The sequence below is a fragment of the Nonomuraea sp. NPDC049784 genome (assembly GCF_040659615.1).
In the GTDB taxonomy this organism is placed as follows: Bacteria; Actinomycetota; Actinomycetes; order Streptosporangiales; family Streptosporangiaceae; genus Nonomuraea.
In genome coordinates this window covers 1-14,578 of the sequence record NZ_JBFAMX010000247.1, presented here as the reverse complement: position 1 = coordinate 14,578, position 14,578 = coordinate 1, and the positions used below count along the sequence as shown (strand labels likewise).

General features: G+C 70.0%; 15 protein-coding genes. 10 read left to right on the top strand and 5 right to left on the bottom strand.

From position 1 onward, the window contains the following. From AB0J09_RS35995 to AB0J09_RS35985, 3 genes are all read left to right on the top strand, one after another. The coding region (locus AB0J09_RS35995) for a hypothetical protein (RefSeq protein WP_360700903.1) at positions 1–442 on the top strand (442 nt) is incomplete at its 5' end. Between the two features lie 45 nt (positions 443–487). Then, positions 488–1,504 (top strand): aminotransferase class V-fold PLP-dependent enzyme, encoded by a 1,017-nt coding sequence (locus AB0J09_RS35990; RefSeq protein ID WP_360700901.1) that lies wholly within the window; start codon positions 488–490, stop codon positions 1,502–1,504. A gap of 257 nt (positions 1,505–1,761) precedes the next feature. Further along, positions 1,762–3,561: a rhamnogalacturonan lyase gene (locus AB0J09_RS35985; RefSeq protein WP_360700909.1), complete on the top strand. Its 1,800-nt coding sequence runs from the start codon at positions 1,762–1,764 to the stop codon at positions 3,559–3,561. On the opposite strand, the gene AB0J09_RS35980 is transcribed toward AB0J09_RS35985, so the two are convergent. Continuing rightward, positions 3,549–3,806 (bottom strand): hypothetical protein, encoded by a 258-nt coding sequence (locus AB0J09_RS35980; RefSeq protein WP_360700899.1) that lies wholly within the window; start codon positions 3,804–3,806, stop codon positions 3,549–3,551. The genes AB0J09_RS35985 and AB0J09_RS35980 overlap by 13 nt on opposite strands. A gap of 107 nt (positions 3,807–3,913) precedes the next feature. On the opposite strand from AB0J09_RS35980, the gene AB0J09_RS35975 reads away from it, so the two are divergent. Together AB0J09_RS35975 and AB0J09_RS35970 are read left to right on the top strand one after the other, a co-directional pair. Next, positions 3,914–4,366 (top strand): DUF6623 family protein, encoded by a 453-nt coding sequence (locus AB0J09_RS35975; RefSeq protein ID WP_360700896.1) that lies wholly within the window; start codon positions 3,914–3,916, stop codon positions 4,364–4,366. A 219-nt stretch (positions 4,367–4,585) separates the two neighbouring features. After that, on the top strand, positions 4,586–5,533 hold the full coding sequence (locus AB0J09_RS35970) for a DUF5829 family protein (protein ID WP_360700894.1): 948 nt from the start codon (positions 4,586–4,588) through the stop codon (positions 5,531–5,533). 282 nt (positions 5,534–5,815) lie between these two features. Here the strand turns inward: AB0J09_RS35970 and AB0J09_RS35965 are convergent, their stop codons facing one another. Both AB0J09_RS35965 and AB0J09_RS35960 read right to left on the bottom strand, forming a co-directional pair. Continuing rightward, positions 5,816–6,202 (bottom strand): VOC family protein, encoded by a 387-nt coding sequence (locus tag AB0J09_RS35965; protein ID WP_360700891.1) that lies wholly within the window; start codon positions 6,200–6,202, stop codon positions 5,816–5,818. Next, on the bottom strand, positions 6,199–6,486 hold the full coding sequence (locus tag AB0J09_RS35960) for a metalloregulator ArsR/SmtB family transcription factor (protein WP_360700888.1): 288 nt from the start codon (positions 6,484–6,486) through the stop codon (positions 6,199–6,201). The genes AB0J09_RS35965 and AB0J09_RS35960 overlap by 4 nt, the downstream gene beginning before the upstream one ends. A 150-nt stretch (positions 6,487–6,636) precedes the next feature. Here AB0J09_RS35960 and AB0J09_RS35955 point away from each other — a divergent pair, with 150 nt between their 5' ends. The 5 genes from AB0J09_RS35955 to AB0J09_RS35935 all read left to right on the top strand — a co-directional run bounded on the left by AB0J09_RS35955 (position 6,637) and on the right by AB0J09_RS35935 (position 12,537). Next, complete coding sequence (locus AB0J09_RS35955) at positions 6,637–7,023, top strand: VOC family protein (RefSeq protein WP_360700886.1); 387 nt, start codon at positions 6,637–6,639, stop codon at positions 7,021–7,023. Between the two features lie 107 nt (positions 7,024–7,130). Further along, positions 7,131–7,886 (top strand): hypothetical protein, encoded by a 756-nt coding sequence (locus tag AB0J09_RS35950; protein ID WP_360700883.1) that lies wholly within the window; start codon positions 7,131–7,133, stop codon positions 7,884–7,886. Between the two features lie 146 nt (positions 7,887–8,032). Further along, the gene (locus tag AB0J09_RS35945; RefSeq protein WP_360700880.1) at positions 8,033–9,352 is read left to right on the top strand and encodes a HAMP domain-containing sensor histidine kinase; all 1,320 of its coding nucleotides are present in this window, start codon (positions 8,033–8,035) and stop codon (positions 9,350–9,352) included. Positions 9,353–9,412: 60 nt separating this feature from the next. Further along, a complete protein-coding gene (locus AB0J09_RS35940) occupies positions 9,413–10,171 on the top strand; it encodes a beta-phosphoglucomutase family hydrolase (protein ID WP_360700906.1) in 759 nt (252 codons plus the stop codon). After that, a complete protein-coding gene (locus AB0J09_RS35935; protein WP_360700877.1) occupies positions 10,168–12,537 on the top strand; it encodes a glycosyl hydrolase family 65 protein in 2,370 nt (789 codons plus the stop codon). The genes AB0J09_RS35940 and AB0J09_RS35935 overlap by 4 nt, the downstream gene beginning before the upstream one ends. 43 nt (positions 12,538–12,580) lie before the next feature. On the opposite strand, the gene AB0J09_RS35930 is transcribed toward AB0J09_RS35935, so the two are convergent. Next, on the bottom strand, positions 12,581–13,750 hold the full coding sequence (locus AB0J09_RS35930) for a zinc-dependent alcohol dehydrogenase (protein WP_360700875.1): 1,170 nt from the start codon (positions 13,748–13,750) through the stop codon (positions 12,581–12,583). Further along, positions 13,747–14,578 (bottom strand): SRPBCC family protein (locus AB0J09_RS35925; protein ID WP_360700872.1); only part of this gene is annotated, 832 nt, incomplete at its 5' end. The genes AB0J09_RS35925 and AB0J09_RS35930, both read right to left, overlap by 4 nt.

Here is a 14,578-nt window from a genome sequence, read left to right as displayed (position 1 = left end):
GCTGCGCAAGCTGGCCCGCCATGGGGCCATTGCCCAGGCCCGCTCGATGGAGCTGGTGGCACGCAGGATCCGTGCCGCGCTCGGCCGCCTCGCCCGCGCCGGCGACCCCGTGCTCGCGCAGCACCTCGCCCGCCACCCGGACACGGACGTGCTCTGCGCGCTCGTACTGGCGATCACCTCCTGGCCGGACGATGCGCCGCCGACGGCGCCGGTGACCGCGCCCGGCGAGATCACCGTGCCCGGCTTCCCGCGCTCGGATCTGCAGGACCCCGGCGGGCCATGGCAGCGCGCGATGCCCGGGGCCGCGGAGCTGGGCGCCGACCTCGAGGCGTTCTGGGAGCGGGTGGCCGCGGAGGGGCTCCGGGCCCCGGCCGCCTGGCTCGGCAACGGCGGCTGGCCCGCGCTGTGGCAGGGCGCACATCGCCCGCACCGATCGCCCTGAAAGGCTGCCGTACACCGTCCGCGCTGAGCGCCATAAGCTGATCACATGGACATCGCCTCGGCGGGCAAGCTCTGGGACGCCGCCCCCGGCTGGCTCAACACCGCCTCCTACGGCCTGCCCCCTCGCCACGCCTTCGAAGAGCTCCAGGCCGTCCTGACCGACTGGCGGCACGGCAGCAGCGACTGGAAACCGTGGGACGCCTCCGTGGGCCGTTCCCGCGAAGCCTTCGCCCGCCTCATCGGCGCCCCGGCCGGCGATGTCAGCGTCAGCTCCACCGTCTCCCAGATCATGTCCACCGTGGCCACGGCGCTCCCGCCGGGCGCACGCGTCGTGGTGCCGGAGATCGAGTTCACCAGCAACCTGTTCCCGTGGGCGGTGGCCGCCGAGGTCGAGACCGTCCCCGCCGACAGGCTGGCCGACGCGATCGACGGCTCCACCGCCGCGGTCGCCTTCAGCCTCGTCCAGTCCGCCACCGGCTACGTCGCGCCGCTCCAGGACATCATCGAGGCCGCCCGTGCCCATGACGCGCTCGTCATCGCCGACGGCTCTCAGGCCTCCGGCTGGCTGCCCGTCGGCGTCGAGGGCATCGACGCGCTGGCCTGCGCCGCGTACAAGTGGCTCATGGCGCCACGCGGGGCCGCGTTCGGCTATCTGTCGCCCGGCCTGCGCGAGCGCATGCGCCCGCTGGCCGCCAACTGGTACGGCGGCGCCGACGAGGGCGGCTCCTACTACGGCCCGCCGCTGCGGCTGGCGCCGGACGCGCGGGCGTTCGACCTGTCGCCGGCCTGGTTCTCCTACGTCGGCGCCGCCCCGGCCATCGAGCTGCTCAACAAGCTCGGCATCGAGCGGATCCGCGACCACAATGTCGCCCTCGCCAACCGGTTCAGGACCGGGCTCGGCCTGGAGCCGTCCGGCACCGCCATCGTCTCCGTGGACGCCCCGGGCGAGCGGCTGGCGGCGGCCGGGATCCGCGCGGCCGTCCGCGCGGGAAAGGTGCGCGCCAGTTTCCACGTCTACAACACCGCCGACGATGTCGACCGCGCACTGGACGCCCTGACCTGACTCCGGGGGCTTGCGGGTGTTAGAGGCGGGGGCTTTAATACCGCGCGGCGCGGGGCAAGCCGCCCCTGCCGCCGACGAGGAGAGTCCCGTGACCGTTCCCGCAGCTCCAGCCCTCACCACGGAAATCCTCCTTTTCGGCATTTCCGTGTTAGCGCTAACCCTCGGCCGGAGCCCGCGATGAAACTTTCTTTTTTCGGGGCCTCGGGAAAGCGCTTACCGCGAAGGGAGTCAGAAACGTGCGTTTACGACTGGCCGGCATGGTGGCGGTCCTCGCCCTGGCGATCGGCGGCGTCCCCGCCCAGGCCGCACCGCCCACGAAGCAGATGGAGGACCTTGACCGCGGTCTGATCAGCGTCCGGTCGGGATCGGGCAACCTCGTGTCCTGGCGGCTGCTCGGGACGGACCCCGACGGTGTGGCCTTCAACGTGTACCGGGGCTCCACCAGGGTCGCCTCGAACCTCACCAGTTCCACCAACTACGTCGACAACGGCGCGGCCGCCGACGCCTCGTACACGGTCAGGGCGGTGGTCGGCGGGGCCGAGCAGACCGCCTCGCCCGCCTCGCTCCGCTTCACCGGCGGCTCCTACCTCGACGTGCCGATCCAGCCGCCGTCCGGAGGCACCACGCCGGAAGGCGTCGCCTACACCTACAGCGCCAACGATGCCAGCGTCGGCGACGTGGACGGCGACGGCCGGTACGAGATCGTGCTCAAGTGGGACCCGTCCAACTCCAAGGACAACTCCCAGTCCGGCTACACCGGCAACGTGTACGTGGACGCGTACCGGCTGGACGGCACCCGCCTGTGGCGCATCGACCTGGGCCGCAACATCCGCGCGGGCGCCCACTACACCCAGTTCCAGGTCTACGACTACGACGGCGACGGCCGGGCCGAGGTCGCGATGAAGACCGCCGACGGCACCAGGGACGGCCAGGGCACGGTCATCGGCAGCGCGTCGGCCGACTACCGCAACTCCAGCGGGTACGTCCTGTCCGGCCCCGAGTACCTGACCATGTTCAACGGCCAGACCGGCGCCGCGATGTCCACGGTCAACTACGACCCGCCCCGCGGCACCGTCTCGTCCTGGGGTGACTCGTACGGCAACCGGGTGGACCGGTTCCTGGCCGGGACGGCGTACCTGGACGGGGAGCGTCCATCGCTGATCATGGCGCGCGGCTACTACACCCGCTCCGTGATCGCCGCCTGGGACTTCCGCAACGGCACGCTCACCAAGCGCTGGACGTTCGACAGCAACTCGGCCGGCTCGCAGTGGACCGGCCAGGGCAGCCACAGCCTGTCGGTCGGCGACATCGACCAGGACGGCAGGGACGAGATCGTGTACGGCGCCATGGCCGTCAACGACAACGGCACCGGCATGTGGACCACGGGCACCGGCCACGGCGACGCCCAGCACCTGGGCGACTTCGATCCGGCCAGGCCGGGCCTGGAGTACTTCAAGTTGAGCGAGTCGGGCTCGCAGCCCTCCTCGCTCTACATCGACCCGCACAACGGCCAGATCCTCTGGTCCACCCCGGCCAACGGCGACAACGGCCGCGGCGTGGCCGGCGACATCTCGACGGTCAGGATCGCCAGTGAGTTCTGGTCCGCCGCCGACACCAACCTGCGCAGCGTCACCGGCAACAACGCCGGCCGCGAACCGTCCTCGGTCAACTTCCTGATCTGGTGGGACGCCGACCCGCTCAGGGAGTTGCTCGACCAGACGCGGATCGACAAGTACGGCACCAGCTCCGACACCCGCCTGCTGACCGCCTCGGGCGTGCACTCCAACAACGGCACCAAGGCCACCCCGTCGCTGTCGGCGGACCTGTTCGGCGACTGGCGCGAGGAGGTCATCTGGCCCACGAGCGACAACCGGGCCCTGCGGATCTACGCCACGACCACGCCGACCGACCGGCGCATCTACACCCTGATGCACGACCCGCTCTACCGGGTGTCCGTCGCCTGGCAGAACACGGCCTACAACCAGCCACCGCACACCAGCTTCTTCATCGGTGACGGCATGCCCACGCCACCCAGGCCGAACATCTACGTGAGGTGATCTCGGCCGCCACTGATTGATCTCTTGGGCCGTCTGCAGGCCGTCAGCCGCGGAGGCGGGCCGTCGGAGCGCGCGACCGCCTTCGGGCTCTCGCCCTCGGCCAAGAGCACGCTCTCGACGGTGGCCCCGCGGTTCTCCTTGCGGGGCCACCTCAGCGCGTCGGAAAGCGCGTCGCCGTTGGCGTGCCCGGGCATGGTGAAGAACAGGCGTGCGGTGCCGTCCGGGAACCGCCACGGCAGCGTCACAAGTCGTAAAGACGCTTGGCCTGCATCTGAGTAGGGGGTACTCACGACAGTCCGCGAGCTGTAGCCGAATCTGAAGGGGCCTCAGCTTCGGACCGGAAGGAACAGCCATGGCAGAGAAGTTGTACGCATCCTGGGCGTCGGGATACACGGCATTCCCCGAGACCGCCAATCTGCGAACGCTCCGCCAGGGTTTCGGGGTGACCTTCACGATCCCGGCCGGCCGGGCCGAATGGATCCACCTGCCGATCCCCACGCCGGTCATCATGGAGAACGACCGCGCCACCCTTGACAAGGTGCTGGTCCTGTTCCACGCACGTCAGAACAGCGAGATCATAGAGGTGCACGTCTTCGACGGACCCCGCCGTATCTCCAGGTTCTCGGAAATGCGTCTTTCAGGCGATCACTCGCAAGGAGTCGATGCCAGGAACGTCTTCTCCGTCCGCCAGGCCGACATCGCATTCGGGATCGGCGTCACGTTGCGCGTCAACAACATTTCGGCCTCCAGCGACAGCGAGTTCTTCATCAGCAGCTTCGGCGGAGACTTCTTCCACAACGTTTGAACCCCCGCGCGCGACACCGCCGAGTGGGGCGTCGTGCTCGGCTCTGACCCGCTTGGTGAAGAACTGAGCCCACCGCGGGGGGCGGGCGCAGGTGCACGGCGGAGGGGACGGAGCGACGTGACGGGCTCGCCACATCGCCGCTATGAGATCGCCACATTGGCTGTATGGTCCTGTCAAAACGATAGTTAAGGTGATCATCCTCGCTCTAAGATCACTTCCATGCTGATTCGCCGGACATTACGGATGATCACTGTCCTCACCGCGACCTGCACCGTCGCGCTCACCGGAGCGATCGCGGGCGGTGTGGGGACAGCGCAGGCCGACCAGGCTCAGGCGTCGTCCCAGAAGCAGTTGCTGTTCTACAACCACGCTTACAGCGTCGTCGACCGGGAGACGGCCGACACCATCGAGAACTCCGCCTACCTGCGGGAGTTCGCCAACTTCGAGGTCCGCACCACGACCGGTGGCGGACTGACCTGGAAGGGCCGCTACCTCAAGGGCCGCGAGACCTACATCGAGCTGTTCGGCGAGGGCGACCTGCCCGGCCAGGACGCCCTCTACGGCTCCGCCGGGCTGGGCGTGTCGACAGAGCGCGCCGGTGACCTGGGCAAGGTGACCACGCAGCTGGCCGCCCTGGGCATCAGCGACCCGGCCGAGTACCGCCAGACGCGGGACTTCGGCGACGGCGTCCCGATCCCGTGGTTCGACACGATCCGCACCACCGCCGCCCAGTACGAGGCCTTCGACCCGTGGGCGATGGAGTACTTCCCGGAGTACTTCGCCGACCCGCGCAGCCAGACCGAGCCGGCGAGCTACACCGGGGACGTCAGCCGCGAGCGCTATCTGCCCGACGCCTACGCCGACCATCTGATGCGTGACATCACGTACATCCGCATCGGCGTCACCGCGCGCGACCTCGCCAACACGGTCCCGCTGCTCAAGGCGGGCGGATTCGACGTCGCGACCACCGGCGGCGGCGTCATCGCGATGGGCGGCGGCACCACCATCCAGCTCGACTCCGTTGCGCGTGAGCAGGCGGGCCTGAAGCAGGTCAGCATGTCGCTCAACCGCTCCGTGGCGACTCAGCACGAGGAGCGGATCGGACGTTCGACCCTTACCGTTGGCCCGGGTGCCCGCGCCGACTGGACCTTCGACGCCCCGCAGTAAAGCCCCATAGCACCTCCTCCACGCGCCCGGCCGGCGACGACGTCGATCGTCGCCGGCCGGGCGTCGTTCGGGGTCTTCTCCGTCGCCTTGGGCACGGCTACGGCACACGCGAGACAGATGCGGTCTGGGAGGCGATAGCGCTGCACACCTCGCCCGGCATCGCCGAGCGTCGAGGAGCGCTGACCTACCTCACCCGCAGCGGTGTGGGCGCCGGTTGATGGCATCGGCGTCATCGTCGGTGAGCTGGTAGTGGACGATGCGGCTGATGGAGGGCACTTGGTACTAGGCCGGGGTCACAACCTGGATCAGGTTCCCGCAGGTGTCGTCGAAGACCGCCATGGTCACCGCCCCTGCCGCCATCGGCTCCTGCGTGAACGTCACCCCCAGCCCGCGCAGCCGCTCGTACTCCGCCTGCACGTCCGCGACCTGGAACGAGGCGGCCGGAATGCCGTCGGCGACCAGCGCCTTCTTGTACGGCTTGACCGCGGGGTGCCCGTCCGGCTCCAGCAGCAACTCCGTGCCCTCGGGGTCCTCCGGTGAGACGACCGTCAGCCACCGGGGGCCGCCCAGCGGGATGTCGTGCTTCTTGGTGAAGCCGAGCACCTCGGTGTAGAAGTCGAGGGCCTTCTGCTGGTCGTCCACGAACACACTGGTGACGTAGATCTTCACGGTTCCTGTCCTTTCCTGGTCACCGGCCACCGCTCGAAGATGGCGGCCAGCGGAGTGGTGTCGAGGTAATGGAACTTGTACCGCCCCTGCTTGCGCGTCGTGATCAGCCCGGCCTCCTCCAGCACCGCCAGATGCTGGGATACGGCCTGCCGGGTCAGGCTCAGCTGATGTCGACTCGTCAGGCGGACACAGATCTCGAACAAGGTCTGGCCGTCGCGCTCGGTCAGCTCGTCGAGAATGGTCCGCCGGGTGGGGTCGGCGAGTGCCTTGAAGACATCGCCCATACGGCGATGATAGGCAAGCCGCCACTTGCCTGTCAAAGTGTGACCGCCGGGCCCGCCAGGACGTCGGCGAGCACCCATCTGGAGGCCGACGAGGCTCACGGCTCAGCCTCGGGCGCGTTCATGCCCGTCCGGCGGGGAACAGGTCCAGTCATGGAGGTGCTGAGTAGCCGGGTGCTGCTGCGTCCGAAGGATCTCGCGCGCAGCCTCCGCTTCTACGGCGAGACGCTCGGCCTGGCCGTCTATCGGGAGTTCGGCCCCGTTGATCAGCCCGGTGTGGTCTTCTTCCTGGGTCAGGGGTTCCTGGAGCTCTCGGGACACTCCGACGATGAGGCCGGCCCGGGGCTGTCACTCTGGCTGCAGGTACGCGATGTGGCGCGGGAGGAGAAACTGCTCCGGGAGGCGGGGGTTACGGTGGTACGCGAGGCGCGCATGGAGCCGTGGGGCCTCATCGAGCTGTGGATCGAGGATCCCGACGGGCATCGGATCGTCCTGGTGCAGGTCCCGTCCGGCCACCCGCTGCGCCGTGATCCACGCTGACAAGCCGCAGGTCTGTAGTGATCACCTGAGAATCCCCCTCGCGGGGGAGCACTTTCACTCCTGGGGAGGAGATCGCGGCAGGGCGCCGGAAATTAGCGTGGCCGGCTATGAGATCACGTGTACGACCGGCGCTGGTGGTCGCGGGCTCGGCGGGAGCGGCCGTGCTCATGCTGGTGGCGCCGGGAAACCTGGTGATGCGGCTGGCGTTCGGCAAGCTCGACGACCCCGCGCTCGCCTGGCAGCTCCTGCTCGCCGCACTGGGGCTGCTCCTCGCCCTCGCCACCGTCCGCTACGGCGCGCGCACCGCCGCACGCCCGCCCGAGCGGCGGGCCGACGGGACTGTGCGGCCCGCGCGCTGGGCCGGGGTGGTGACCTGGGTGGCGGCAGGCGTGCCGGTGCTGGGCTTCTCGGTTCCGCACCTGCTGTGGGGGCTGGGCGTGCCGTTCGGTGTGGCGCCGGACTCCGTTCCCGGACTGGCGGCGCTGCGCGGCTCTGCGGTGTTCTGGGGGCTGCTCGTCGCCGGGCCGCTGGCCGGGGCCTGCCTGACGCTGGGGCTGATCAGCCGGTGGGGGCAGGTCGTGCCGGGGTGGGTGCCGCTGGCGGGCGGCCGGCGGGTGCCGCCCGGCCTCGCCGTGGTTCCGGCGGTGACGGTCGGCCTGCTGGTCGGCCAGTACGGCGCGATGATGACGAAATGCCTGGCCTTCGGCATCACCCGCACATGCGCGCCGGGTGGCGGCACCCAGGTGCTCGACGGCAGCTGGGGGTTCTCGGGGACCTATCCGGTCTTCCTGCTCTGGGGAGTGGCGCTGCTCGGCGCCGCCGCCGGCTACCTGCACACCTCGCGTCGGGGAGAGCCGGTCTGACCATTCCGGCGGGGTTTGCCCTCTTATGGCGCTGAATCTCCTTTTGGCTGGTGAAGGGAGGGAATTGAAGACAGGGGGCCTCTCCCAGGGGGGCGGTGACGGAGATGGGTTTGTGGCATGGGTATTCCATCAGGTCCCGTTTGACGTTGGCGGCCACCGCCACCATGGCGGTGGTGTGCGTCGTCGGCGTCGTGATGGCTCTGGCAGGACTGCGACACCAGATGGCGGACTATCGGCGGGACACTCTGATCGCCGAGGCGGTGCGCGTCAGCGACAACGTCCGGCTGAACGGCGCCCCGCACATCCTGTCCGGCGGGGTGAGCGAGGCCGCCCAGTTGTTCGACGCGAAAGGAAAACTGATCGCGTCCAGCCCGAACCTGAAAGGCACGGCCAGGCCCCTGCTGGCGGACTCCGCCGCGAACTCGGCGAATTACGCGTCCCAGGAGCGGTGTGACCTGCCCGCCTTCCGGGGCCGGTGCATGATCGTGCTGAGGTTCCCCATCCCCCTCGACGAGGGCACCTGGATGCTGTACGCGGCCACCCCGGCCCCTGCCTGGTACAGCCACCCGGCGCAGCTGACGGCGCTCGTCGGCGGCGCGCTCCTGCTCGTGGCGATGACCGCGATCGGCACCTATCTCATCGTGAGCAGGACGCTCGCCCCCGTGGCGGCGATCAGCCACCAGCTCGCCAAGATCACCAAGAGCGATCTGACCCACCGGGTGCCGATGCCCAAGTACGACGACGAACTGCACGAACTCGCGCAGGTCACGAACCGCATGCTGGACCGGGCGCAGGCGGCGGTCGAGCAGCAGCTCAGATTCGCCTCCGACGCCTCCCACGATCTCCGCAGCCCGCTCACCGCGATGCGCGCGCAACTGGAGCAGGCGATGATGTACCCCAAGGAGACCGACTGGCCCAAGACGGCCGACATGCTGCTCGGCAGCGTCGAACGCCAGCAGGACCTGGTCGCCGATCTGCTGCAGATGTCCCGGCTGGACGCCGGCCGCGGCGCCCCCCACGACGTCGTCAATCTGAGCGATCTCGTGCAGGACGAACTCGACCGGCGGCCTCGCGGCGTCGATGTGGTCCGCCGCCTCACCCCCGGCGTCATCGTCAAGGGAGAGCACATCGGCCTGGCCCGGCTCCTGACCAACCTGCTCGACAACGCCGAACGTCACGCCTGCTCCGCCGTCACCGTCACCGTCGGCCGCGAGCCCGGCACGGCCGTCCTGGAGGTGGCCGACGACGGGGAGGGCATCCCCGCTCACCTACGGGAAACGGTCTTCCAGCGGTTCGTCCGCCTGAATGCCTCGCGCGTCAAAGACCCCGGCGGCACCGGCCTCGGCCTGCCGATCGCCCGCCAGATCGCCCAGGCCCACGGCGGCTCCCTCACCATCGAGGACAGCCCGCGAGGCGCACGTTTCGTCCTGCGCCTGCCCCTTGGCGAGGCGGAGGCCCCCCGGTGAGAAGCAGCGGATGCGGGGTAGTCGCAGGGAGGTACGGAACATGTGCGGATCGGAGGGCTGATGCTCGGGCTGCCTGACGGAGTCCGCGGGTGTCTCTTCGACATGGACGGCGTGCTCACGCGCACCGCGACGGTGCACGCCGCCGCGTGGAAGTCGATGTTCGACGAGTTCCTGCGGCGATGGGCCGACCGGACGGGGGAACCGTTCGTGCCGTTCGACGCGACCGCCGACTACGACCGCTACGTCGACGGCAAGGAGCGGCTGGACGGCACGAGGAGCTTCCTTGAGGCGCGTGGGATCAGCCTGCCCGAGGGGTCGCCTGACGATCCGCAGGACGCGCTGACCGTGCACGCGCTGAGCAACCGGAAGAACGCGCTCGTTCAGGCGGTCATCGACAGGGACGGCGTGGAGACGTTCCCCGGCTCTGTCCGATATGTACTGGCCGCGCGGGACGCGGGACTGCGCAGGGCCGTCGTGTCGTCGAGCGCCAACACCGCCCGGGTCCTGTCAGCCGCCGGTCTCACCGAACATTTCGAGGCGTGCGTCGACGGGGTGGTGGCCCGGCAGCGGAATCTCGCCGGCAAGCCGGCCCCGGACATGTACCTCGCGGGCGCCGAGGCGCTCGGGCTGAAGCCGTCGGAGGCGGCGGTGTTCGAGGACGCGCTGGCCGGGGTCGCGGCGGGCCGGGCGGGGCGGTTCGCCTTCGTCGTCGGCGTCGACCGGGCCGGGCAGGCGGACGCGTTGCGCGAGCACGGCGCCGACATCGTGGTGAACGACCTCGCCGAGCTGCTGGAACCACGTGACGAGGTGGCGCGATGATCCAACATCCGGCGTTCGCGGTCGAGCCGTGGTCGGTGCGGGAGTGCCGGCTTGACCTGGACGTGCTGGCGCAGACCGAGTCGGTGTTCGCGTTGTCCAACGGGCACATCGGTCTGCGCGGCAACCTCGAGGAGGGCGAGCCGTACGGGGAGCCAGGCACCTACCTCGACGGCTTCTATGAGGTGAGGCCGCTGCCGTACGCCGAGTCGGCCTACGGCTATCCGGAGTCGGGGCAGACGGTGGTGAACGTCACCAACGGCAAGGTGATCCGGCTGCTGGTGGACGACGAGCCGTTCGACGTGCGGTACGGCACGCTGCACGAGCACGAGCGGGCGCTGGACCTGCGCGCGGGGACGCTGACCCGCAGAGCCCTCTGGAGCTCCCCGACCGGAGGCCGGGTGCGGCTCACGACCACGCGGCTGGTGTCCTTCACCCACCGCGCGGTGGCCGCGATCCTGTACGAGGTCGAAGCCGTCGACCAGCCCCGGAACGTGGTCGTGCAGTCAGAGCTCGTCGCCAACGAGACCCGGCAGTACATGGGCGCCGACCCGCGTACGGCCACCCCTCTGGAGTCGCCGCTGATCCTCGAAGAGAACATCCCGGCCACGGACGGCTTGGCGATCATGGTTCACCACACCCGGGCCAGCGGCCTGCGGGTGGCCGCCGCCATGTGCCACGAGATCGACGGGCCGGATGACACACAGATCGATGCGCAGGCAAGCGGCGATGTCAGCCGGGTGACGGTCGCCACCCGCCTTACTCCAGGCCGGCGGTTGCGGCTGGTCAAGTTCTTCTCCTACGGCTGGTCGGCCCGGCGTTCGCGGCCCGCCATGCACGATCAGGTCGTCGCGGCGCTGGCGGCCGCCCGGCTGGTCGGCTGGGACGGGCTGTGCTCGGATCAGCGGCAGTTCCTCGACAGGTTCTGGGAGGGCGCGGACGTAGAGGTCGAGGGCGACGCCGAGGTGCAGCAGGCCGTACGTTTCGCGATGTTCCACCTGCTGCAGTCGGCCGCGCGTCTGGAGGACCGCCCCATCCCGGCCAAAGGGCTGACCGGCTCGGGCTATGACGGTCATGCCTTCTGGGACACCGAGATCTTCGTGCTGCCCGTGCTCACCTACACGTACCCGCGGGCCGTCGCGGACGCGCTGTCGTGGCGGAAGTCGACCCTGCCGCTGGCGGAGGCGCGCGCCACGCAGCTCGGGCTCTCCGGGACCGCCTTCCCCTGGCGGACGATCAACGGCGAGGAGTGCTCCGGCTACTGGCCCGCCGGGACCGCGGCGTTCCACATCAACGCCGACATCGCCCACGCGGTCACGCAGTACGTCGACGCCACCGGGGACACGGCGTTCGAGCGCGACACCGGCCTGCCGCTGCTGTCCGGGACGGCCCGGCTGTGGTGCGCCCTCGGCCATCACGACACCGACGGGCGGTACCGCATCGACGGCGTGACCGGGCCCGACGAGTACAGCGCCGTCGCCGACAACAACATCTACACCAACCTGATGGCCCAGCAGAACCTGCGTGAGGCGGCCGAGGTCGCCGCCCGCCATCCCGACCTGGCGGCACGCCTCGAGATCACCGAGGAGGAGACCACGAGGTGGCGGGACGGGGCGGGCGCGATGGCCGTCCCCTATGACGAGCGGCTGGGCGTGCACCCGCAGAGCGAGGGGTTCACCCGGCACGGGTTCTGGAATTTCGCCGCCACCAAGCCGGATCAGTACCCGCTGCTCCTGCATTTCCCCTATTTCGACCTCTACCGCCGGCAGGTCGTCAAGCAGGCGGACCTCGTGCTGGCGCTGCACCTGCGCGGCGACGCGTTCACTCCCGAGCAGAAGGCCCGCGACTTCGCCTACTACGAGGCACTGACGGTTCGCGACTCGTCGTTGTCCGCCTGCACCCAGGCGGTGATCGCCGCCGAGGTGGGGCAGCTGGAGCTCGCCGATCGGTACCTCGGCGAGGCGGCCATGATGGACCTGGCGGACCTGGAGAGGAACACCGTCGACGGGCTCCACATGGCCTCGCTGGCCGGGGTGTGGATCTCCCTCGTCGCGGGATTCGGCGGGATGCGCGTCGGGCAGGGCCGGATGTGCTTCGCCCCGAGGCTGCCGCCGGGCATCACCCGGCTGGCCTTCCGGCTGCGCTACCGCGGCAGCCTGCTGCACGTCAGCGTCACGAGCGGGAGGACGAGCTACCGGCTGCTGGACGGCCCGCCGATCACGTTGATCCACCACGGTGAGCCGTTCCCGCTGCACGCGGAGCCCGTAACCCTGCCGAACCCGCCGACCCCGGTGCCGGAGCAGCGCCTCCACCAGCCACCCGGCCGCGAGCCCGCCCCCCGCCGGCCGGCGGCGGACGACGGTTCCTGAGCGCAGGGCGGCCACCCGGTTCGCGGTGGCCGCCCTGCGCGACTCAGGGTGTCAGGACGACCTTGTTGCAATCGTCCTGCTTGTTCTTGAACAGCTCGAAGCCGTGCGGCGCCTCGCTGAGCGGCATCCGGTGCGAGATGACGAAGCTCGGGTCGATCTCGCCGGCGCGGATCCTGTCCAGCAGGGGCTGCAGGTAGCGCTGGACGTGGCATTGGCCGGTGCGCAGCGTCAGCGACCGGTTCATCAGCGAGCCCATCGGGAACTTGTCCAGCAGCCCGCCGTAAACGCCGATGACGGACACCACGCCGCCGTTGCGGCAGGCCAGGATGGCCTCGCGCAGCACGTACGAGCGATCCGTCTCCATCCGCATGGCCTGCTTGAGGCGGTCGTAGCCGTACATGGCTGGGGTCGGGTGGTGGGCCTCCATGCCGACGGCGTCGATGCAGGCGTCGGGCCCGAGCCCGCCCGTCATGTCGCGCAGCGCATCCAGCACGTCCACTTCCTCGTAGTTGAGCGTGTACGCGCCCGCGCGCCGGGCGTACTCCAGCCGGTACGGGTAGCGGTCGATGCAGATGACCTTGCCCGCGCCGAGCATGTAGGCGCTGGCCACGGCGAACTGCCCGACCGGGCCCGCGCCCCAGACCGCGATCGTCTGCCCCGGCTTGATGTCGCACATTTCCGCGCCCATGTAGCCGGTCGGCAGGATGTCGGACAGGAACAGCACCTTCTCGTCCGGCAGGTCGTCCTCGATCTTGATCGGTCCCACGTCGGCGAACGGCACGCGCACGTACTCGGCCTGACCGCCGGCGAAGCCGCCGAGCATGTGCGAGTAGCCGAAGACGCCCGCCGGCGCGTGCCCCATCAGCTTCTCGGCCATGCCCGCGTTGGGGTTGGAGTTCTCGCAGATCGAATACAGGCCCTCCTCGCAGGCGAAGCAGCGGCCGCAGGCGATCGGGAACGGCACGACCACCCGGTCGCCTGGACGCAGGTTCGCCACCTCGGGGCCGACCTCCACGACCTCGCCCATGAACTCGTGGCCGAGGACGTCGCCCTTCTTCACCGTCGGGATGTAGCCGTCGAGGAGATGCAGGTCGGAGCCGCAGATGGCGGTCGAGGTGACGCGGACGACGGCGTCGTGCGCGTTGAGGATCCGCGGCTCCGGCACGTCCAGCACCTCGACGGTGTTGCGTCCCATCCAGCAGTTGGCCTTCATGACCGTCCTCCCACCGGCTGGGCGGGGCGCTGCCTGAGCTGGCGCAGCAGCCGGATGCCCTCCGGGCTGGCCTCGGAGAGCAGCACTTCTCCCGTCTCCATGATCTGCTTGAAGCGGCGTAGGTCGTCACGGACCTGCTGCTCCGGGTATGCGCCGAACATCCTGGCCACGGCGGTGCCGGGAGCGCGGCCGCGTCCCCGGTACTCCAGCGTGACGTGCACCATCGTGCCGCGCCCTGCGGGGGCGTCGGTGAAACTGACCGCGCCGGTCGTGGTGACCATGGAGCCGCGCACCGATCCCCAGGCGATCAGCTCACCGGCCCGCTCGTCGAGGATCTCCGCCTCCCACTCCACATCCGCCGTCGGGATCATGGCCCGCCACCGCGAGTGGCGCTCGCCCATGGTCCGTACGGACTCGAGGTGGAGCATGAATGCGGGCAGGTTCTCGAAGTCGCGCCAGAAGGCGTAGACCTCCTCGCGTGGCCGGTTGACGGTGATCGAGGCCTGCAGCCTCATCGGCCGCCTGACGCCGAGGCCGGAGGAGTACAGGGCGATGGCCAGGTCCAGGGCCGTGATGCCGGTCACGGCAGCCGTCGCCGCGGCCACCCGCCGGCGCCTGCGGCCCGACCGGCTCGCCATCGCCCTGCCCAGCAGGGTCAGGTCCAGCGCGCCGCCCGCGACCCGGCTCCAGGTCCACGGACCGGGCCGGCGGCTGCCCAGCAGCGCAGCGGCATGCATCAACTCCCGCGCGCCGATCATCCGCGTCACCGTTCTGGCGAGGCGGGAGTCGTCGACCCCGCAGAGGCGGCAGAACCTGGGTTGCGCGGCC

Bases quoted from the DNA above. Each gene is read 5' to 3' on its own strand.
- AB0J09_RS35990 (WP_360700901.1), top strand. From the start codon at position 488: ATGGACATCGCCTCGGCGGGCAAGCTCTGGGACGCCGCCCCCGGCTGG.
- AB0J09_RS35985 (WP_360700909.1), top strand. From the start codon at position 1,762: ATGGTGGCGGTCCTCGCCCTGGCGATCGGCGGCGTCCCCGCCCAGGCC.
- AB0J09_RS35940 (WP_360700906.1), top strand. From the start codon at position 9,413: ATGCTCGGGCTGCCTGACGGAGTCCGCGGGTGTCTCTTCGACATGGAC.
- AB0J09_RS35955 (WP_360700886.1), top strand. From the start codon at position 6,637: ATGGAGGTGCTGAGTAGCCGGGTGCTGCTGCGTCCGAAGGATCTCGCG.
- AB0J09_RS35950 (WP_360700883.1), top strand. From the start codon at position 7,131: ATGAGATCACGTGTACGACCGGCGCTGGTGGTCGCGGGCTCGGCGGGA.
- AB0J09_RS35935 (WP_360700877.1), top strand. From the start codon at position 10,168: ATGATCCAACATCCGGCGTTCGCGGTCGAGCCGTGGTCGGTGCGGGAG.
- AB0J09_RS35970 (WP_360700894.1), top strand. From the start codon at position 4,586: ATGCTGATTCGCCGGACATTACGGATGATCACTGTCCTCACCGCGACC.
- AB0J09_RS35960 (WP_360700888.1), bottom strand. From the start codon at position 6,486: ATGGGCGATGTCTTCAAGGCACTCGCCGACCCCACCCGGCGGACCATT.
- AB0J09_RS35930 (WP_360700875.1), bottom strand. From the start codon at position 13,750: ATGAAGGCCAACTGCTGGATGGGACGCAACACCGTCGAGGTGCTGGAC.
- AB0J09_RS35975 (WP_360700896.1), top strand. From the start codon at position 3,914: ATGGCAGAGAAGTTGTACGCATCCTGGGCGTCGGGATACACGGCATTC.